The sequence below is a fragment of the Arenibacter echinorum genome, assembly GCF_003259375.1.
Classification (GTDB): Bacteria; Bacteroidota; Bacteroidia; order Flavobacteriales; family Flavobacteriaceae; genus Arenibacter; species Arenibacter echinorum.
This window is the reverse complement of record NZ_QLLN01000002.1, coordinates 434,730-456,282: the sequence shown is the minus strand read 5'-3', so window position 1 is coordinate 456,282 and position 21,553 is coordinate 434,730. Positions and strand designations below refer to the sequence as shown.

At 40.2% G+C, this 21,553-nt stretch carries 15 protein-coding genes; 13 read left to right on the top strand and 2 right to left on the bottom strand.

The annotated features are described in order from the left end of the window. The first annotated feature begins 33 nt into the window (after positions 1 to 33). The 6 genes from LV92_RS05790 to LV92_RS05765 all read left to right on the top strand — a co-directional run bounded on the left by LV92_RS05790 (position 34) and on the right by LV92_RS05765 (position 7,704). Positions 34 to 936 carry a hypothetical protein gene (locus LV92_RS05790; protein WP_245946273.1) on the top strand — a complete coding sequence of 301 codons (903 nt, stop codon included), beginning with the start codon at positions 34 to 36 and terminating at the stop codon, positions 934 to 936. 93 nt (positions 937 to 1,029) lie between these two features. Next, positions 1,030 to 2,334 carry a TolC family protein gene (locus tag LV92_RS05785; RefSeq protein ID WP_111622695.1) on the top strand — a complete coding sequence of 435 codons (1,305 nt, stop codon included), beginning with the start codon at positions 1,030 to 1,032 and terminating at the stop codon, positions 2,332 to 2,334. A 78-nt stretch (positions 2,335 to 2,412) separates the two neighbouring features. Further along, the gene (locus LV92_RS05780; RefSeq protein ID WP_394336257.1) at positions 2,413 to 3,489 is read left to right on the top strand and encodes an efflux RND transporter periplasmic adaptor subunit; all 1,077 of its coding nucleotides are present in this window, start codon (positions 2,413 to 2,415) and stop codon (positions 3,487 to 3,489) included. 275 nt (positions 3,490 to 3,764) lie between these two features. Beyond that, on the top strand, positions 3,765 to 6,956 hold the full coding sequence (locus tag LV92_RS05775) for an efflux RND transporter permease subunit (RefSeq protein ID WP_111622693.1): 3,192 nt from the start codon (positions 3,765 to 3,767) through the stop codon (positions 6,954 to 6,956). 214 nt (positions 6,957 to 7,170) lie between these two features. Beyond that, complete coding sequence (locus tag LV92_RS05770) at positions 7,171 to 7,476, top strand: carbohydrate kinase family protein (RefSeq protein ID WP_111622692.1); 306 nt, start codon at positions 7,171 to 7,173, stop codon at positions 7,474 to 7,476. 21 nt (positions 7,477 to 7,497) lie between these two features. Next, positions 7,498 to 7,704 carry a YgaP family membrane protein gene (locus LV92_RS05765; RefSeq protein ID WP_031445982.1) on the top strand — a complete coding sequence of 69 codons (207 nt, stop codon included), beginning with the start codon at positions 7,498 to 7,500 and terminating at the stop codon, positions 7,702 to 7,704. A gap of 213 nt (positions 7,705 to 7,917) precedes the next feature. On the opposite strand, the gene LV92_RS05760 is transcribed toward LV92_RS05765, so the two are convergent. Together LV92_RS05760 and LV92_RS05755 are read right to left on the bottom strand one after the other, a co-directional pair. After that, positions 7,918 to 9,612: a SusD/RagB family nutrient-binding outer membrane lipoprotein gene (locus LV92_RS05760; RefSeq protein ID WP_111622691.1), complete on the bottom strand. Its 1,695-nt coding sequence runs from the start codon at positions 9,610 to 9,612 to the stop codon at positions 7,918 to 7,920. Between the two features lie 30 nt (positions 9,613 to 9,642). Beyond that, complete coding sequence (locus LV92_RS05755) at positions 9,643 to 13,056, bottom strand: SusC/RagA family TonB-linked outer membrane protein (protein ID WP_111622975.1); 3,414 nt, start codon at positions 13,054 to 13,056, stop codon at positions 9,643 to 9,645. Positions 13,057 to 13,517: 461 nt separating this feature from the next. On the opposite strand from LV92_RS05755, the gene LV92_RS05750 reads away from it, so the two are divergent. The 7 genes from LV92_RS05750 to LV92_RS05720 all read left to right on the top strand — a co-directional run bounded on the left by LV92_RS05750 (position 13,518) and on the right by LV92_RS05720 (position 21,524). Continuing rightward, positions 13,518 to 15,026, top strand: a complete 1,509-nt coding sequence (locus tag LV92_RS05750; RefSeq protein ID WP_111622690.1) for a sodium:solute symporter family protein — start codon at positions 13,518 to 13,520, stop codon at positions 15,024 to 15,026. Position 15,027: 1 nt separating this feature from the next. Further along, positions 15,028 to 15,243, top strand: coding sequence for a hypothetical protein (locus LV92_RS05745; protein ID WP_111622689.1), 216 nt, complete (start codon positions 15,028 to 15,030; stop codon positions 15,241 to 15,243). A gap of 17 nt (positions 15,244 to 15,260) precedes the next feature. Beyond that, complete coding sequence (locus LV92_RS05740) at positions 15,261 to 15,491, top strand: hypothetical protein (RefSeq protein ID WP_111622688.1); 231 nt, start codon at positions 15,261 to 15,263, stop codon at positions 15,489 to 15,491. Positions 15,492 to 15,504: 13 nt separating this feature from the next. Continuing rightward, entirely contained in the window at positions 15,505 to 18,078 is a 2,574-nt protein-coding gene (locus LV92_RS05735) for a glycosyl hydrolase 2 galactose-binding domain-containing protein (protein ID WP_111622687.1), read from the top strand. A 57-nt stretch (positions 18,079 to 18,135) separates the two neighbouring features. Further along, positions 18,136 to 19,227 carry a sialidase family protein gene (locus tag LV92_RS05730; protein ID WP_111622686.1) on the top strand — a complete coding sequence of 364 codons (1,092 nt, stop codon included), beginning with the start codon at positions 18,136 to 18,138 and terminating at the stop codon, positions 19,225 to 19,227. A 29-nt stretch (positions 19,228 to 19,256) separates the two neighbouring features. Next, positions 19,257 to 20,540, top strand: a complete 1,284-nt coding sequence (locus tag LV92_RS05725; protein ID WP_111622685.1) for a DegT/DnrJ/EryC1/StrS family aminotransferase — start codon at positions 19,257 to 19,259, stop codon at positions 20,538 to 20,540. A gap of 165 nt (positions 20,541 to 20,705) precedes the next feature. Then, positions 20,706 to 21,524 (top strand): glycerophosphodiester phosphodiesterase, encoded by an 819-nt coding sequence (locus tag LV92_RS05720; RefSeq protein WP_111622684.1) that lies wholly within the window; start codon positions 20,706 to 20,708, stop codon positions 21,522 to 21,524. Positions 21,525 to 21,553: the final 29 nt, after the last annotated feature.

Here is a 21,553-nt window from a genome sequence, read left to right as displayed (position 1 = left end):
CCATTTCTAGTAAAGAACTTAAATTTATATCTAATGAAATCCCGGCTAATTATATCTACATTAATATTTTTTGCTCTTCATACCGGGATGATGTCCCAAAATAATAAAAAATCTGTCCAAGAAAAATCCAATGACAATGAATCTTACGTTCTAACCGATGTAAGCTACATAAATGATGCTGTGTTTATGGGAAGGCGGGATTCTATTGCAGCCCCATATATTTTCCCTTCTATTGGCTATTACGATAAGACTGGGTTTTTTGCAGATGCCTCAGTATCATATTTGACGGCATCCAACGAAAACAGGGTAGATCTTTTTTTAATCAGTTCAGGGTTTATATTTAACGGATCAAAGATTAGTGGAGGAATATCGGGAACCGCTTATTTTTTTAATGAGGACAGTTATAATGTTAGGTCCGAAGTTATTGGCGATATTACCGGTGTTTTAAGTTATGACTTAAAGTTTCTGGAAATTACACTTTCGGCTAGTACATATTTTAATAAAGAAAGTTCAGTAGATATTTTTACTGGACTAAAATTGGATAGAACCTTTTATACTCTCGGGAACAAGCTATTGCTGGATCCGGGTATTTCCCTGTATGCCGGATCACAATATTTCTATCAGGAATATTATAGTAGCAGTCGTTTAGGCAACAGAAAGGGAAAAGGAAAAGGGACCATAGTTACAGAACCAACTACCTCCACTGTGGTGGAAATAAAGGAGGCATCAGAGTTTAATCTCTTAAACCTGGAGTTAAGTCTTCCTGCGCAATTTTATCACAAGCAATTTATTTTTTCTATTACTCCTTCCTTGTCTTTTCCCCAAAGCAGTGCCACTATTAGCACCGAGGATACCATTATAAAGGAAGAGCTAAAAAATACATTCTATTGGACCATTGGCGTTAGCTATTGGTTTTATACCAAAAAAGGAAACTAAAATTGGTTATCCCAATGGGATCAATCCCTTGGTAACATTAGTTACTGTGCAATCCTTTTACTCCCCCTAATTTTGTCCTAAATAATTAGAACGATGAAGAATATCATTTATATACTGTCTTTTTTGGGAACCTTGTCCTTGGTTCACGCTCAGGAAAGAGTGTTGATCAGCAAGGAAGAAGTGTTGACCAAAGTGAGGGAAAACAACAATACCCTTAAAATGTCCGAACAGGATGTGTTGGCCGCCAAAGGAGATTTTAATCAGTCCAATGCGGTGATATTGCCCAATATAAGTGTCTCCCATACCGCTATTGCTACCACCAATCCACTAATGGCATTTGGTTCCAAACTGAACCAGGAAATTTTGACCCAAGCGGATTTTAATCCCCTTTTATTAAACAACCCCAGTCAGATCGAGGATTATGCCACGCGCATAGTAGTGCAGCAGCCTTTGGTAAATCTGGACGGAATTTTTCAACGTAAGGCGGCAAAAGCCAAATTGAATGCTGTGGAGCTAAAAGCTGATAGAACAAATGACTATATGGACTTGGAGGTGGAAAAGACCTATATGCAGTTACAATTGGCCTATAAGTCTGTAAAAGTATTGGAGGAGGCGAAAAAGGCGGCATTGGAAAATAAACGTTTGGCAGATAATAGTTTTAAGCAGGGGTATCTTCAAAAATCGGATGTCTTGGCCGTAAAGGTTAGGCTAACCGAAATAGACAATCAGTTGCAGTACGCTAAGAGCAATATCCACAATGTTTCCAATTACCTATCGGTTTTGATGAACGATGACAGTTATATCCTTTTACAACCATCGGATTCCTTGACCCTCGTGGTCAGTGATATTAATACGGAAGGATTGCCAGAGAATAGAAAGGATCTACAAGCCATGTCCTTGTCCAGTGAGGCATACCAACAAATGTACAGGGCAGATAAAATGAGTTTTCTTCCTAGCTTAAATGCGTTTGGGACCTATGAATTGCACGATGATCAAGTTTTTCAGGGCAATGCCAATGGATACCTGATCGGGGCAGAATTAAAATGGAACATTTTTGAAGGCAGCAAACGTTTTGGAAAGGTCCAAAAAAGTAGGGCCGAATTTGAAAAATCCAAACTGGAACTGCATCAATATAAAGCAGAGAGTCAGGTAGAGTTGAATAGGGCCATGCGTTTGCTTCAAGATGCCAAAAACAATTTGGAGCTTACATCCTTGGCATTGCAACAGTCGGAAGAATCCCTCCGCATCCGTACCAATAGATTTAAACAAGGGTTGGAGAAAACGACCGATCTATTAAATACAGAAACCCAATTTTCCCAGAAGAGATTGGAATATTACACCACTATTTTCAATTATAATTACGCCTTGGCCTATGTAAAATTTTTAACCAAGGAATAAAAGCATACAGTTAATCAATATAAGAAACTATAAAAAGTAATACTTGCATCCAACATTATAAATTAAAAGAAAAACATGATGACAAAATTATACGTAGCAGCACTATTTATCCTTGCCATAACGATTAGCAGTTGTGGAAGTGATGATAAAAAAATTGTGGCGGACAATTCTCCTGCCGTGGCCGTTGAAGTTAGCACGGTTTCTGAAGGGAACAGCAGTCCGTTCCTATCCGCTAGCGGAAAGATAGAGGCGGTAAACAGTGCCAATATTAGTACCCGAATGATGGGTTATGTAGATAAAATTTACGTGCAGGTAGGGGATAAAGTTACTAAAGGACAGCAATTGATAAGTATAAACAATGCAGATATATCTGCCAAGTTGGCCCAGGTAAATGCCGGTATTACCGAAGCAACTGCTGCTTTTAACAATGCTGAAAAAGATTATAACAGGTATACAGCCCTGTTTAACGAGAACAGTGCTTCTCAAAAGGAACTGGACGATATTACGGCCAACTACAACATGGCCAAGGCCAGATTGGAAGGGGCCAAACAAATGAAGAACGAGGTAAACGCCCAATTTTCATATAGTAATATACGGGCTCCTTTTAACGGAGTGGTCACCAACAAATTTATTAATGTTGGGGATATGGCAAATCCAGGAATGCCCTTAGTGGAAGTAGAAAGCCCGGGTAATTTTCAGGTATTGGCCATGGTACCGGAATCGGAAATTCTAGAGATCAAGTCGGGTTCGGAAGTGGAAGTATTGATCAAGACCCTGAACGAATCCTTCAAGGGAACAGTAACGGAAGTGAGTACATCGGCCAAAAATACGGGAGGACAGTATATGGTTAAAGTAATGTTGGACGAGTCCAATTCCAAACTACTTTCTGGAATGTATGCCACTGTACAATTTCCTACTGCAAAAAAAGAGAATACCAATAGAGTGCTTATTCCTCTAGAGGCGGTAGTGCACAACGGACAATTATCCGGGGTGTATACGGTTAGTGAGAGCAACACGGCACTTTTACGCTGGTTGCGGTTGGGCAGGACTTATGGTGATAGTGTAGAAGTATTGTCAGGACTTTCCGCCGAGGAACAATATATTATATCGGCCGAAGCCAAATTGTTCAATGGGGCTAGGATTAGTGTCCAATAACCAAAGTTTGAAAAAAATGGATTTGCGTTAGGGATTGCAGCGGTTACCTCACGACTTTTTAGCGGATTTAGGCTGAAAAGGATGGGGAGTAAAAGCGGAAAGCCCGACCTGAGCTTTTCTGAATGATCTTCCTGCAAGGTCTCCAAGACCACTATACCTGCAAGGTTTCCAAAACCTTGTAGGTATATAAAAAGACGTTAAAAGTATAAGGAGCATTCTAGACAAAGACAAGAATTAGCGAAGGTAACGCCCAAAAACAAAAACAAAATAAAAAGATGAAAGAAGGATTAGCAGGCAAAATTGCCAAAGCATTTATAGGATCTAAGTTAACGGTCCTTCTAATGATCGTATTCATGGTCATTGGGGTATACAGTTCTTTCTTGATACCAAGGGAGGAGGAGCCACAGATAGATGTACCCATGGCCGATATCTTTGTGGGTTACCCAGGGGCCAGTCCCACCGAAGTTGAAAGCAGGGTAACCAAACCCCTTGAAAAGTTAATCTCCAATATTAAAGGTGTAGAATACGTCTACTCTACCTCTATGGAGGAACAGGGGATGGTTATAGTGCAGTTTTATGTAGGTGAGGATATAGAACGTTCTTTTGTTAAACTACAGAACGAGATCAACAAGCATATGGATGAAATGCCGCAAGGCGTTACTTATCCTTTGATAAAAACCAGGGCTATAGATGATGTTCCTATGTTGGGACTTACCTTATGGAGTGAGACTTATGACGATTACCAACTAAAGCAAATTGCCCAGGAACTTACGGATGAAATTGAAAAAGTAAACGATGTTTCCGCTACCCAAAAGATAGGCGGGCGTAACCGTCAATTGCGTGTGGTATTGGACAAGGATAAATTGGCGGAAAGCGGATTGGATTTTCTTACCATTGCCGAAATGATCAAAGCCAATAACCAACAAATAAGCGGTGGTACATTTGATAAAAATGACACCGAATTCATGGTGACAACAGGTAAATTCCTGGAATCTGCTACCGATGTGGAAAATTTGGTGGTAGGTGTACAACAAAATCGTCCCATTTATTTGAAGCAAATTGCCAGTATACAGGATGGACCAGAAATTCCTAAGGAATACGTATCCCTAGGTTTTGGAAAGGGAAGTGAAAAAGGGGAAACCTACAAGTCCGAATATCCTGCCGTAACCATTTCCATAGCCAAGCGCAAAGGAGCGGACGCCATGAATATTTCGGATATTATTTTGGAGAAAGTAGATCATTTGAAAAAGAATCTTATTCCAGATGATGTGCATGTGGAGGTAACCCGAAATTACGGGGAAACGGCTTCCCATAAGGTATCGGAATTATTGATGCACCTTATTGGCGCCATAATAGCGGTAACCTTTGTTGTGATGTTGGCCATGGGATGGCGTGGAGGATTGGTCGTGTTTCTATCCGTACCCATCACCTTTGCCCTGACCTTGTTGAGTTATTATTTGTTGGACTATACCTTGAACCGTATCACCTTATTTGCATTGGTTTTCGTAACGGGTATTGTGGTGGACGACTCCATTATTATTGCCGAAAACATGCACCGGCATTTTAAAATGAAACGCTTGCCGTTTAAACAGGCGGCATTGTACGCTATAAATGAAGTGGGCAACCCAACTATATTGGCCACTTTTACGGTAATTGCATCCGTATTGCCCATGGCTTTTGTTTCCGGTCTTATGGGGCCCTATATGTCGCCGATGCCTATTGGAGCTTCAATTGCCATGTTATTGTCCCTTTTTGTTGCCTTGACGATTACTCCTTATTTAGGGTATATATTTCTTAAAGAGAAGGATAAAAAAGGAGAGGAAAAGGTAGAAAAACCTTTAGAGGAAACTTTTATCTACAGAGTGTACAACAAGTTTGAAAGTCCTTTGATCGAAAACAAGAAAACACGTTGGTTGTTTTTAGGAATTACATTTTTGTTGTTATTGGGTTCCATAGGGATGTTCTTTACCAAATCGGTAGCGGTAAAAATGTTGCCGTTCGATAATAAGAACGAATTTCAGGTGGTCATAGATATGCCCGAGGGTACTACTTTGGAACGTACGGCAGTGGTGGCCGGGGAGATTGCCCAATACCTGAACACTCGTCCCGAAGTGATAAACTACCAGAGTTATGTAGGTACTTCCGCACCAATTACTTTTAACGGACTTGTACGTCATTACGATATGAGGGGAGGAAGTAATATGGCCGATATTCAGGTGAATTTATTGGATAAGGGCGACCGAACTGCCCAAAGTCATGAGATAGCCAGTTTATTGCGTCCAGAGATCCAACGTATTGGGAATAAGTACAATGCCAACGTGAAGATTGTTGAGGTACCACCTGGACCTCCAGTGCTTTCTACCATTGTTGGGGAAATATATGGACCTGATTACGATACACAGATGGATATTGCGGACCAGGTACAGCAGATTTTGAAGAACACCCCAGATGTGGTGGATGTGGATTGGATGGTAGAAGCCGATCAGGTGGAGTATGAGTTTATCATAGACAAGGAAAAGGCAATGCTTTATGGTGTGGCACCCGTGCAAATTGCACATACCATGAATATGGCCCTTTCGGAGAGAGCGGTGACCAACCTGTACGATGAAAATGCTTCCAATCAAATAGGTTTGATATTGGCCTTGGAGGAAAAGGAGAAATCCACTATTCAGGATATTGCCCAATTGAAGGTGAAATCCCAGCAAGGTAATATGGTCCCTATAGCAGATTTGGTAGCTATAGAGCAGACCACAAGGGCAAAGACTATATATAGAAAAAACCAAAAGAGGGTGGTCTATGTACTGGCCGATATGGCCGGGGATCTGGAAAGTCCGGTGTATGCAATTTTGGGAATGACCGATAAATTAAAGGGAATGAATTTGCCAAAGGGATATTCCATTGATGAGCTGTATATAAAGCAACCTGATTTTGAGGATAATTATACCGTAAAATGGGATGGGGAATGGCAGATTACCTTGGAGGTATTCCGGGATCTGGGATTAGCCTTCCTAGGGGTAATTTTCATCATCTATATCTTAATTGTGGGCTGGTTCCAGAATTTTAAGGCTCCAGTTGTAATGATGGTGGCCATACCACTTTCCTTGATCGGGATTGTATTGGGGCATTGGATGTTGGATGCTTTTTTCACAGCAACTTCCTTTATTGGAATGATTGCCCTAGCGGGTATAATGGTTCGGAATTCGGTCTTGTTGATCGATTTTATTAATCTGCGATTGGCGGAAGGTATTCCTTTAAAGCTGGCAGTAATAGAGGCTGGTGCCGTAAGGACTACCCCTATTCTTTTAACAGCGGGAACCGTGGTTATTGGGGCGTTTGTAATCCTGTTCGATCCCATTTTCCAAGGGCTAGCTATTTCTTTGATGGGCGGTACCATTGTATCCACGGTGCTAACATTGTTGGTAGTGCCTTTGGTGTATTATATGATAGAAAGGAAGAACTATAAGTAATTGAGATTTTAAATGAGGTTCTTTTGCTGGTCCCTGAGCGGAGTCGAAGGGAGCGCCCTAGGAAATTGATTTAGTCCATGTTGGAAATGGGTATTTTTCAAATTTTTAAGGACCGGTCTCTGAGCGTAGTCGAAGAGACCCCGGTAAAGCCTATTGAAGGCTATGGCCCAATGAGGCATAATAGCAATACAATTGAAACTAAAAATATATAATAATGAAACTACTCATAGTAACCGTTGTGGAGGAGTACGATAAGGAAATTCTAAAACTCTTTAAAAAAGCCAATATTGAAAGCTTTAGTGGTTCCGATATTGATGGGTATAAAAATCCTGCTACGATGTTAATGGCATCAAATTGGTTCCCAAGTCAAAAAGGAGGCGTAGGATCAACTATGTTTTTTTCCTTTACCACAGAAGAGAATATTGAAATCCTTTTTCAACTTATCTCTGAATTCAACAATAATTTGGAAACCAACAATCCCATAAGGGCTGCCGTGGTTCCCATAGAAAAGTATATTTAATAACCTTTAAAAAATAATATTATGATCAACAGATATATTAGGGCAATTGCCGGGGCTTTTGTAGTTATTAGTGTTGTATTGGCCGTATACGTAAACATAAACTGGTTGTGGTTTACCGTTTTTGTCGGGGTCAACCTTTTTCAATCTGCATTTACCCAATGGTGCCTTATGGAAAAGATTTTATTTAAATTGGGAGTAAAAAAAGAAGGCGATAGCTGTACTGTTTAGTGCGCCAAATTCTACGGATTAAGTCGGTGTCGAGTAAAAGATGACCAGCATACTTTAAGGGAATTATGATGGTGGCTCGGGAATAAACTATTGATTCCTAGATTATATTTGATACCTTTTTTTGTCCTTGATGGGAAGGAATAAAAAATGCCCCGGTTTCCCGGGGCATTCTAAAACTAACTCAATACTCAATAAATGAAACTCAATCTTTATTTACCAAGGCTTTGTAACTCCCTGTAATATCCAAGGTTTGGACCAAGGGGTGTCGTTTTCGTATTTTCCAGGCACATCGTTCGTATAGCTGGTTGTTTCCAAAGAAGATAATGCTGCATTGTAATTAGCTTCATTAATATTTCTTTCTTCATCAGGATACTGAAAACGAACCGGGATTACTGACGATAGGGCGAAAGGACCTGTCTGAAGATCAGGTAATCCAGTTCTTCTCCAATCCAAATATGCTTCAGAAGCAGTAGCAAAGTTGGCAATCCATTTTTGTTCCATGACCTGGGCCAGTGTTCCGTTATAAGCAACTTCGGTATTATCTATATAATCCGCATATTCATCACCAATTCCCCAAGTTTCCAAAGATGCTTGTACCCCTTTGTTATAATTTCCTTCTGCATCTGAACCCCAACCTTTTAGGGCAGCTTCTGCTTTTAAGAAACAAACTTCTGCATAGGACAAAACCCTAGCTTTTAAGAATTCACCACTAGCGTCTTTAAACTGATCGTTCATTAAAGAAACATGTACATTGCCTCCACCTTGTACCGGGTTAGGGTTCAAGTTATAAGTGTATGGCTCTGATCCTTGATACGATACTGGGAGACCCACATAGGTACTACTAGTATCTACTAAACTTAATCCGGCCAAACGATCGGCTTTCCAAGTATTTTTGTCATATATCTTTAAACCATTATCTGCAAGAGTTTCTTCATTGATATAACGTACTCCATCTACAACTACATCATCTTCTCCACCTGGCACGTCTGCGGCAGCCACAACTTTAATTGGAATTGCAACAGGTGCAAACCAAATGTTAGCTCTTGGGTCATTAAGTTCCCCTAATCTATCAGTAAAAGTAGTACAAGGTTTAACACGGTTGAAGGCGGATGCTCCTCCTGTTGAGCTGTTACTTGGCTGAGAGGAATTGGCATCTGTGCCTGTATAGGCCAAAGCGCACTCCTCATCCACACTGCTGATCAAAGGTTTCGCCAATGTGGCTGTAACACCTGCTTGGGCATAAGATGGGTCTTTTTCTGACAATCGCATGTAATACCGTAGGGCCAAGGAGTTGGCATATCTCATCCATTTTTCGGCGTCGCCTCCAAAGAAAATATCTTGGCTGGCACCAAAGGCCTCTAGGTTACCCATATTGTTGGATATTGTAGCTGCAGCAGCTACAAAATCAGCAATAGCCCCTTTATAAACTGCTTCTTGAGAATCGTATGTTGGTAGAATAACATCCTCGTCCGCTTGTACCGCATTGGAATAAGGTACGTCTCCATAGTAATCTGCCACAGTAATAAAGTTCTGCGCCATTAATATTTTGGCAATAGCTTCATGTAAGGTATAACCTAATTCTTGAGACCGTTGTAGTGCCAATTTAGCACTACGCAAGTTTCCATAGTAGGTGTCCCATCCACTACCATCCCAATCGTAATTGTTGTTGCCCCAAGCATCTTTTTGGGTGTATTGCACAAAGGCAGAAAGTTCTCCACTATAGCCTTTATTACCTACGTCCAAAGCAGTATTCACCATCACTTGCGTTAATAGAAAACTTGGATTGCCTTGGCTAGGATCTACCCCGTTGGGGTTTTGGTTAATTTCTGTAAGCTCATTGTCGCATGAAGTAGCGGACAGTAGACAAACTACGAGAAATAGTTTAAATATCTTATTTATTTTACTCATGATTTTTTGTTTTTTGTTTAAAGTGCCTAATTAGAAACTTACGTTAAGTTTGAAACCTACTGGAATGGTAAATGGACTTATGTTAAAGCGCTCAATACCTTGCTTAAATTGGATACCACTTCCTCCTTGTGTACTTGATTCGTGCTGGAAAGCCATCTCAGGGTCGATTCCTATATCGGCCTTGGTCCATAAGATAATATTTCGGCTAAATAAAGATATATTTAGATTTTGAAGTCCTATTTGCTTAATATGTTTACTTGGCACGGAATAAGTAAGTGAAATTTCTCTTAATTTTAAGAAATCAGAATCAAAAGTTGCATTTCTAGTAAAGTCCCATCCGTAGTGATCTTGGTATCTTGTAATTACAGTTCCAGGACCGCCTAAGTTTTCGGCTGTTGCCACAAAGTTACCGTTATCGTCATAATCCCCTTGTACACCAGGCATAAATACACCATCGTTCAATGTAATTCCACCTTCAGTTAATGAATACCCGCCATCAGCTGCTGTAGGTCCACCTACCAATACATAGAATTCACCATTTTCTGATAAGAATTGGTCTGCATTTTCTCTTAAATAGGCAGGAACATCGGTAATGTCATTAAAATTATGCAATTTATCAATCCATCGTTGGGTATGTAAATCAGATTCTCCGTATCTGTGAGTTTGCGAAACAAACTGTCCGCCTTTTCTCCAGTCAAAATTCATGGAGATGCTCCAGTTCTTATAGGATGCAGATGTTGTCATCCCTAAAGTGAAATCTGGGTTAAAGTTTCCAATAATTGGGGCAACCCTGTTTCCGTCTGCGTCTTCTCTGGTTCTGTCGCTATTCTCGAAACCAGAATCATCAATTATAGGCCAGCCAAAATAAGGCGAGTTTGGATCTTCAACACGCACTAGAGCGGCATCAAAAATATTTCCTATTTCTTCACCAACCCAAGTTATAGCACCACCACGGGCATCGGTCCAAAACGTAATGGAATTCATACCTTCAGCCAATTCAATCACCTTGGTTCGGTTTCTGTTAAACACGAAGCCCATATCCCAACGCCAATCCTTGGAGTTTATAATGTTAGCATTTAAACCAGCTTCTATACCTGTACTTCTCAAAAGACCAGCATTGGTGTTTTTAGAGCTATATCCTGAGGAGATAGGAAGAGCAATTCCAAAAATTTGATTTTCGTTGTCGGCAGTGTAATAAGTGAAATCCATACTTAGCCTGTTGTTAAAGAAGGCCAAATCAGCTCCTCCTTCCCAAGATGTAATACTTTCTGGTTTTAAATCTGGGTTAAGTAGCGTAGAAGGCACGGATAACAAAGATCCTGATCCCCATGAGGAACCACCACTTAAAGTAGGTTGTAGGTTGTATGCCCCAGTATCGTTACCTACTTCAGCATAACCTCCACGAAGTTTAAATAAGGATACCCCATTGCCAAAACCAAGAAGCCTATTAACCAATAAACTAGTTGATACGGAAGGGTAAAAATAAGAATTGTTATTATCTGGCAAGGTGCTGGACCAATCATTTCTTCCAGTAACATCTACATAGAACATATCTTTAATACCAATACTAGCCATTCCATACAAACTGTTTACTTGTTTTTCATAACTGTTATACGAGTAAACTAAATTGTCGTTAGCAATATTGGATAAGGTGAACAAACCTGGTGTTAAAAGTCCAGATCCTCTACTTATTGTGGAATTTAACAAATTGTTTCCTTTTAAAACCCTTTTGTTACCACCTCCAGATATTGAGAAATCCCATCCTTCCAGTCTTTTGGCGTAAGTTAATAAGAAATCGACATTTGTTTCATTTGTGAAAATTTTGTTGATACCGTAGGCCCCATTCATGTCCCCAGTATATCCTTTAGACAATTTGGTTTCTCTTACTTCGTTAATTTCATCCATGTTGTAACGAACCATACCCGTCAGATCATCGGTGATTTTCCACTCTCCTTTTACATTACCATAAAACCTGTTTCTTTCAAAACCATTGTTATTCTCGTAAGCTAAGAAATAAGGGTTGTTCCATTCGGTTTCTGTTGGGTCGTCCCCAAAATTATAAGGTGAATTTTGGAAGATGCCTTCGTATCCTGGCAACCAATAATCCTTCATTTCGCGCACATCAATATGTGGGTTCAATTCGTAAACAGCCTGTGCTGCGTTAGCACCACGGTTTCCAACAGGTCTGTTGTCCGCACCAGATTTTGTATAGTTAAGACTAGTACTAACCGTAAATTTATCGTTTAACTTTAATGAAGAATTTAAACTGATGCTATGTCTGTTTAAATCCGTATTCGGGATGTTTCCCTTGTTCTTTAAATCCGAATAGGACAACCTGTAATTAATTTTTTCCGTATTGTCCTGGATAGAGATGTTATTGGTTGTTGTAATGGCCGTTTGAAAGAAATTCTTTGCATTGTTGTACGACTTCAATTCCCTTGGAACAGGAATACCACTAGCAATTTCAGAAGCACTATAAGGCCATTGGATTGCCATGATACCTTTGTCCAGTTCAGGACCTGCCCAAGCTGAAGCAGTTTCACCGATGACAATTGCACCATAGGAATTCGCCGGGAAATTATCTTCTGTATAAGGTCTAGAACCTGTCGCAAACCTAGTGTGGGTATCTAAGAAACGACTAGGAATATCAAAAACAGTACTGGAATTAATAGTTACTCCCATTCCTTTTTTTGATTTTCCAGACTTGGTTGTAATTAATATAACCCCGTTACCTGCCCTAGAACCATAAAGTGCTGCTGCACTGGCACCTTTTAGAACAGTAACACTGGCAATATCGTCTGCATTGATATCCGAAATAGCATTACCGTAATCCACTTTGTTATCTCTACCTATCTCTGTAATGTTGTTAGCAGTATTAATTACAGGAGAACCATCGATTACAAATAATGGTTGGTTGTCACTGGATAATGAAGCTGCACCCCTAACATTAATGTTTACAGTAGAACCTGCACCACCAGTAGAGTTGATATTCACCCCGGACACTTTACCAGAAAGAGCGTTTAAAACGTTCTCTTGTGGCACATTGTCCAAAGCATCACCACCTACCTCACTTACAGAATACCCCAAAGATTTCTTTTCCCTGGAAATACCAAGAGCGGTTACTACAACTTCGTCCAATTGCTCGGAGGAGGTTGCCATAGTAACATTGAGGGTAGATTGGTTACCAACAATTACTTCCTTTGTTTCCATTCCCAAATAGGAAAATACCAAAACAGCACTACTGTTGGGAACAGTAATACTGTATATACCATCAAAATCAGAGGTTACACCAGTGGTAGTTCCCTTAACTACCACGGACACCCCAGGGAGCAATTCGCCATCATCACTGCTGACGACTCCCGTTACACCTTGTTGTGCTAACATGATTCCAGAAACCATGCTGAACAAAAGGAAAGTCAAAAATTTCAAGCTGCTTTTTTTCATATTCATTATATTAATTGGTTGAGTAATTAGCATTTCGTTAACAAAACTATTGTAAAATAATCGACAAAAAGCATAGTATTTTATTAGATACCTATGGAATTTTACCTCTATAAGGGTTAATATTAAGAAATGGAAAATTTTAGGTTAAGATATGTTTGATTTTTGGCAAGAATGTTTCTTAAACGTATATAACACAACTTTAACACATGAAAATATGGGACCGTTTATATGGTTTTAATGAGTAGGGTTATGACCTATATTACCATAGGTAGATCATGACATAATTAATGGAGTGGTGTTTCATCAAATGCTGAAACTGCTACAATTTTAACTTAATTATCAAGAAATAAGTCAAAAAACTAGGTCTTATGTCAATATATCATGCAAATGCAATAAGATTTACTTATTCAATCACCTCTATTTGGATTTAATTTGTAGGTAATTAACCAAAATGCCAAACAATGTTAGCAGGTATAGATTATTTTATAGTAATAGCTTATATAATAGGAATGTTATTATTGGGGCTATATTTCAAAAAATTTGTCAATAGTTCCGAAGACTATTTTCTTGGAGGCAAAAGTCTACCTTTCTGGGCCATTGGTATGTCGATCGTTGTATCGGACATTGGGGCATTGGATTTTGTGGGTGTCTCCGGTCAAGCTTATAGATATGGTATTTCTGTCGGTAACTTTGATTGGGTAGGTTCCGTTCCGGCTATGTTGTTGGCGGCATTTATTTTTATTCCTTATTTCTGGCGCGGGGGTATGTACACTATACCGGAATACCTTGGAAGAAGGTATAACCAAAAGGTAAGGACCATTGCTTCGGTTACCTGGATCCTGTTTTTTGCCTTGGATTTGGGGGTTCTTTTTTGGGCCAGTGCAGTTCTATTAAATGTTCTTATGGGGTGGCCCATCTGGATTTCAATTGTTGCCACTGCGGGTGTTGTTGGTCTATATACCTATTTTGGGGGTATTACTGCTGTAATAATGACCGATGTTGTGCAATTTGTAATAATGTTCATTGGTGGTTTCGCCTTGGTTTTTCTAAGTCTTTACGAAGTTGGAGGTTGGGATAATATGGTAGATAAAATTGCAACAATGGGACCTGAGTATAGAAACCACTTCGACATCATTCAACCACAGGATACGAAATCGCCCTTTCCCTGGACGGGAATTTTATTCGGTCTAACCTTTGTTATGGCCAATGCTTATATGATAGGTAACCAATCTATTGTGCAGCGCTGCCTTACCGCCAAGAACGAATGGCACGCCAAGGCAAGTATGATTTTTGGATCTGCCCTTAAAATGTTTATCCCTATTTTGGTTTTGTTTCCTGGGCTTATGGCCGTCGTGGTTCATCCCGGTTTGGCAGATGGGGATCAGGCACTTCCAATGATGATCAAATCCATTCTGCCTCCTGGTTTGGTTGGACTTATGTTCGCCGCATTTTTTGCGGGGCTTATGTCCAGTGTGGATTCGTTGTTGAATTCAACGGCCACTTTATTTACAAAGGATATCTACGAACCGTTCATTAAAAAAGGGGCGGATGATAAACACTATTTAAAGGTTGGACAGATCACTACCTTGGTACTGTTGCTTATAGGAGTTGCTACCTCACCTATTAGCAGCGATTTCCCTGGGATTTATGTGGCCATACAAACCTTTATGTCCTATTTCCAAGGACCAATATTCGCCATTCTCCTTTTGGGTATCTTCTGGAAACGAACTACGGAATGGGGAGGACTTTCGGCATTGGTAATAGGTATTGGATTTGCTGTTTACCTAAATGTATTTAAGGAGCAATTCTTCACCATAGAAGATCCTTTTCTCTATATTTCCTGGTGGTCTTTCCTATTAGGGTTTATAATTAATGTCGTTGTAAGTCTGCTTACCAAGAAGCATACCGAAGAACAACTTAAAGGCTTGGTGTTTAGTTCAAAAATTTTAGTGGAAAATAAAAAACTGTAATATGTTCAATTTTGACTGGCTTTCCGGTGTTTCGCAAGAAACTGCAAAAATGATATTTCTTTCTTTGTATGCACTAATAGGTTTTTTAGTGCTATTGTTGCCCACGGAGTATGTTTACCAGGGCATTGCCAAGGAGGATCGGCACTGGTGGAACAATTTAAAACTATGGTCTATTGCCGTACTTAGTATTTTGGCATCGATCTATAATCATTTTTAACCCCTTAATAAAAAAATATGGAGACAAATGAAATAAATGCGGGTTTAAAGGCCGCTCAAATTAACAATGCTCTTGGGTTTTTCATTATGGCTTTTGGGGTTATTGTACTTTTTGCAATGATCTATACAGAAACTTTTGTAGAACATATGACCGATATGGCTGCTGGTTTAATACTAATATCTATTGGTGGCGGAATGATGTGGAAGGCAAAAAGTACCATAAAGAAATTAAAATCCAAGAAGGAATAATAAAACATATAGAATGCACAAGTCCTTCCAAATAAAGTTATCGGATAATTGGAGAATCCAGAGTTCAAGTAAAATTTCGGAAAAGGGGAGTGAAATCTCTACCAGGTCCACAATTTCGGAAAATTGGTTTCCGGCCGTTGTTCCTTCAACGGTTTTGAGCACTTTGGTGGCCAACAAGGTTTACGAAGACCCCTATTTTGGGGAGAATTTAAAGATCATCCCAACAGAACTATTTAAGGTATCCTGGTGGTACACTACGAGTTTTGAACTTACAAAGGAGCAATCCAAGGAGTTTGCCAGCCTAAAATTTGATGGAATCAACTATAAGGCCAATGTTTGGTTAAATGGACAGCTCATAGCCGATTCCATCTCTATAGACGGGGCATTTCGCATTACCTCTTTTGATATAAGTACATATATTAAAAGTGGATCAAATATTTTGGCCATTGAGGTAATTCCACCCCAACCCGGAGATTTTAGTATAGGATTTGTAGATTGGAATCCCGCCCCACCAGATGGGGATATGGGTGTTTTTAGACCTGTTACCTTGCACCTACATGGCGGGGTACAAATTGAAAAACCCTTTGTACAGACCAAGGTAAATCTTGAAACCTTGAAAGAGGCTGATCTTACTGTTTCAGCAGAACTGACCAACTATTCCAATACAGTAATATCTGGAGATTTAGTAGGGACTATAGGGGATATAGTATTCAGGAAAAACATAAGCTTAGCTCCAAATAATAAAGAGCTGATTACCTTTGACAGTAAGGAGTTTGTTGGACTTAATTTTAAGGAACCAAAACTTTGGTGGCCAATTAACTTGGGGAATCCCGATCTCTATGATCTTGATATAAAATTTGTTGCCAAGGAAGAGGTTTTGGATTCTACCCAGTTGAGATTTGGAATTCGCGATATACAGGATTATTGGTTAAATGATATTCACCGTGGATATAAAGTAAATGGACAAAAGGTATTGATCAAAGGTGGCGGGTGGACCGATGATATGCTCTTGATGGATACCGATGAAAGTATTGAGGCCCAAGTGAAGTACGTAAAGCAAATGAATCTGAATTGTATTCGTTTGGAAGGATTCTGGGGCAAGGACCACAAATTGTACGACCTCTGCGATGAACATGGTATACTGTTAATGGTAGGTTGGAGCTGTCATTGGGAACATGAGATCCATATGGGAGTGCCGGTCAATGAGCGTTTTGGAGGCGTATATAAGCCAGAGCATATATCCCATGTTGCCCAAGCCTGGGAGGATCAGGTGATATGGCTGCGCAACCATCCCAGTATCTTTGTTTGGACCGTTGCCAGTGACAAGGTACCGATTACGGAATTGGAACAAAAATATATAGACACCTTCGCCAAATATGATCCCACAAGGCCTTATTTAAATTCCACAGGTGGAGTGGGGAGTGACCAACATGTTATTGGAAGTGAGGATGTTATAAGCGAGATCAGTGGTTCGTCCGGAGTAAAAATGTTGGGTCCCTATGCCTATACTGCACCGGTATATTGGTTTACGGACACCAAATTTGGTGGTGCCTATGGGTTTAATACGGAAACAGGTCCTGGTGCCCAAGTACCTCAATTGGAAAGTTTAAAAAAGATGATTCCCGAGGAGCAATTATGGCCCATTGGAGAATCATGGAACTATCACTGTGGCCGGTATGAATTTGCAGATATAAGTAGGTTTACCAAGGCTATAAAGGAAAAATATGGGGCTCCAAGTTCTTTGGAGGAGTTCGATAAAAAGGCCCAGGCCATGAACTATGAGCTTATGCGGCCTATGTTCGAAGCTTTTCAGGTCAATAAAAAGAAATCCACGGGCATTGTCCAATGGATGTTGAATGCGGCCTGGCCTAAGATGTACTGGCAATTGTATGATTATTACTTAAATCCTACAGCGGCATTATATGCTACACAAAAAGCGTGTTTGCCTTTAAGCCTGATATATAATTATGGAGATAAACACATTTATGCCATAAATGACCGTTTAGAGAAGATAGAGAATTTAACTGCCCATATTAGAGTATATTCCATAGGGTCGGAAATTTTGTTCGAGGATAAGGTTGAATTTACACTGGATCCAGATTCATCAAAATCTATTTACGCATTGGGGGAACTGAAAGGGCTTAGCACTACCTATTTTGTAGATCTTCGTTTGTTGGATAAAATGGGCGTAGAGATCAGCAATAATTTTTACTGGCTATCTACCAAAGAAGAGGTTCTTGACTATGAGGCCGATTTGGGGCCATTTGCGTTTCACACCCCCAGTAAGGTATATGCAGACTTTACCCAGTTGAACGGGCTAGCCAAAACCCGGTTGGAGCAAACACATTATTTTGAGCAGGACGGAGAACAACAAAATATTAAGGTAGAGCTCAAAAACAACAGTGATCATATAGCATTTTTGATAAACCTAAAGGTAGTGGATATCAAGACAGGAGAACTTATACTGCCCATATTCTGGGAGGATAATTTTATAAACTTACTTCCAGGGGAAGAACGCATGGTTTGCGCCAATTTTAAAGGAACTTCCGAGGCCGCATTGAAGGTAGAGGGATGGAATTTGGAATAGTCCCAAGTCAGAATTCCTTTCCTTGTTTTGATAAACAGCCTTTTAATAACTGTTACTATGCCAATTTGTAAAAAATATATAGTTGCCATTGCCCTTCTAATATCGGCCTTGTCCTGTAAGGAAAAGGTGAAGGAAAATGAATCTGAAACATCGGAAAAGCATCCTGCCATAAGCCTTGAAGAGTATATTTACCCCATTGGCCAAGGGCTAACGCCCCAATGTCACGCGCCAACTATAGATGTCAGCAATGGTACACTGGTAGCTTCTTGGTTTGGGGGAACGGAAGAAAAAAACAATGACGTAGGTATCTGGGTCTCTAGAAAAATTGGGGATAAATGGACAACTCCGGTAGAGGTTGCAAACGGTGTGGAGGAAGATGGAATTCGATATCCAAGTTGGAATCCGGTTCTTTTTAAACCTCAAAATAAGCCTTTGATACTCTTTTACAAAGTTGGTCCGGATCCATTATACTGGTGGGGAATGTACAAGACCTCTGAAGATGACGGTCTTAGTTGGTCTGCCCCTATCAAGTTGGCAGACAGTATTTTGGGTCCAATAAAGAATAGGCCTGTTACCTTATCCAATGGGGATATTCTTTCTCCCTCTAGTACAGAGAGCGAAACAGCAGGCCATAAAATTCATTTGGAAAGAAGTGTGGATTTTGGCAAAACATGGACCAAAACGGCGCCTTTGAACGATGGAAAGACATTTAAGGCCATACAACCAGCTATCCTAGATCACGGCAACGATACCATCCAATTATTAAGCAGGACCTATCAGGGGGCAATAGGGCAAAACTGGTCCTATGACGGTGGACTTAGCTGGAGCGAAATGACTGCTACGGATCTTCCCAATCCTGACTCGGGGATTGATGCCCTTACCCTAAAAGATGGTCGGCATGTATTGATCTATAATCCTACCACCATTGAATCCGAGGATAGGGTTCCCTTGAGCGTAGGCCTATCCCAGGACGGTAAAACATGGAAGAGAGTGTTGGATTTGGAACCCTTAACGGCAACAACAGACAAAAAGGGAGAGGAATATTCGTACCCCACCCTGATTCAAAACCCTGACGGAATGATACATATAGTGTATACATGGAATAGAAAGACCGTGAAACACGTAGTATTGGACCCTGAAAAATTATAAACGAAATCACTTTATAACAACCATTGACAATGAAAAAACTAGCAATAAATGGCGGCATACCTAGTCGTGATACTAATAAGAATCCTTGGCCTAAATGGCCGGTTTGGGGGAAAGAAGAGGAAGTTGCTCTGATAGAGGTCCTGAATAGTGGGGTTTGGTCCTATAATGGACCAAAGGAAATGGAGTTCAATAAACTATTTGCGGAATATACAGGGGTAAAACATTCTATATGTGTTGTAAACGGTACCATAACCATGCAAATTGCGCTGGAAGCCTTGGGTATAGGCGTTGGTGACGAGGTTATTGTCCCTGGCCTAACGTGGCAAGCTACTGCTGCCACCGTAATCGACGTAAATGCTACTCCCATATTGGTAGATATTTGTGAGGATACCTGGTGTATAGATCCAAAAGAAATTGAAAAGGCCATAACTCCTAGAACAAAGGCTATTATGCCAGTTCATTTGTACGGTGCTTTTGCGGATATGGATGCGATTATGGCCATTGCCAAAAAACATAATCTTTATGTAATTGAGGATTGCGCCCACAAGCACGGAGGGGAATGGAAAGGTAAAAAAGCAGGAAGTATAGGTAATGTAGGTAGTTTCAGTTTTCAATTATCAAAACATTTAACTGCTGGTGAAGGGGGGTCTATTACTACAAATGATACCGATTTAGCCGAGAAAATGGATGCCCTAAGAAATGTTGGTCGCAGGCCTGAAGGAGATTCGCTTATTGGTGCGGACAAAGGGATAGGGGATTATGGTGATGACGGTAATTTTATACAGTCCGGTAACTATCGGATTACCGAATTTCAAGCAGCTATACTGGTAGAAGGCTTAAAAAGGTTGCCAGAGCAAAATGAAAATAGAGATGCCAATGGGGCTTATTTAAATACGCTCCTAAAGGAAATAGAAGGGGTGACACCTTTAAAAAAAGATGATAGGGAAACCAAAAAGGCCTATTTCAATTTTGCTTTTCGTTATGATTCAAGCAAGTTCAAGAATTTGCCTATAGAGAAGTTTAGATCTGCTCTGGAAGCGGAATTGGGTATAATCGTAGATGCTTGTTATGAGCCTTTAAATAATTGCTCATTGTATGTGCCGCACACAAAACCTTCCAGACACAAATTAAATGATGCCTATTGGAAAGCCATTGATCCAAAAAGATTTTCGCTACCGGTCTGTGAACGTATTTTTAAGGAAGAATCTGTTTGCGTACACCATAAGGTACTGATGGGAACCAAGGCCGACATGGATTTAGTGGCCACGGCCATAAAAAAGATATATACCCACGCCGAGGAATTGATGAACTAAGGAAGTATTGGTTGCCCTTCAGATGCAACTATTAGAAAGTAATATTTTGAACAGATGAAATGAGCCATAACAATTCTTGATACTCACGAGATGTTCAATGGCGCATTACACTCGCCTGAATGAAGAAGTCGGGCAGGTCTGACCGATTAAAAAAAATTTTAACAGATGAAATTCTTTATAGGCCTTCTTGCTATTTTCACTTGGAACAACCTTGTTTTTGCCCAAGATTCCGTGGTTGTCCAGGAAAATTATAGTATGCCCCAAAAGGGCATTTGTGCCCATAGGGGTGCCAATGAAACCCATCCGGAGAATACTTTGGCAGCTTTTAGGGAGGCAATTAGACTGGGCGCACAAATGATAGAGTTGGATGTTCAAATGACCAAGGACAATCAGTTGGTTATTATGCACGATAAAAGCGTAGATAGGACCACTAACCGAAGTGGGCTAGTTGGGGAGTTTACGCTGAGAAAAATTAAAAAACTTGACGCGGGCAAATGGAAATCCAAAGAGTTTAAGAAAGAAAGGGTTCCCACTTTAAAGGAGGCGCTGGACATTATGCCTAAAAATATCTGGCTTAATATCCATTTAAAGGGAGATGAACGTTTGGGTGCGGCAACAGCAGAAGCCGTGATTACAGCGGACAGAATCCATCAGGCTGTTATAGCCTGTGAAAACGAGACGGCAAAAGGAGTAAGACAGGTAAATCCGAACATTATGATGTGCAACATGGAACGTTTAACCACTCGAGCTGAATATATAAATGGAACCATAGAAAATGGCTTTGCATTTCTTCAATTAAGAAGTAGCAGGGACGATGAAAATATGTTGTCGGATTTAAAAAAGCTGAAGGATAATGGGGTTCAGGTCAATTATTTTCATTCCGAAGAGGTAAGTCGCGTAAAGGAATTGTTGGATGCGGGGGTCGATTTTATTCTCACAGACCACTTGGCGGATATGTTGGATGCCTTTGCAAAAACTAATTAGTCACCAAGTATAATAATATTTAAAAACTG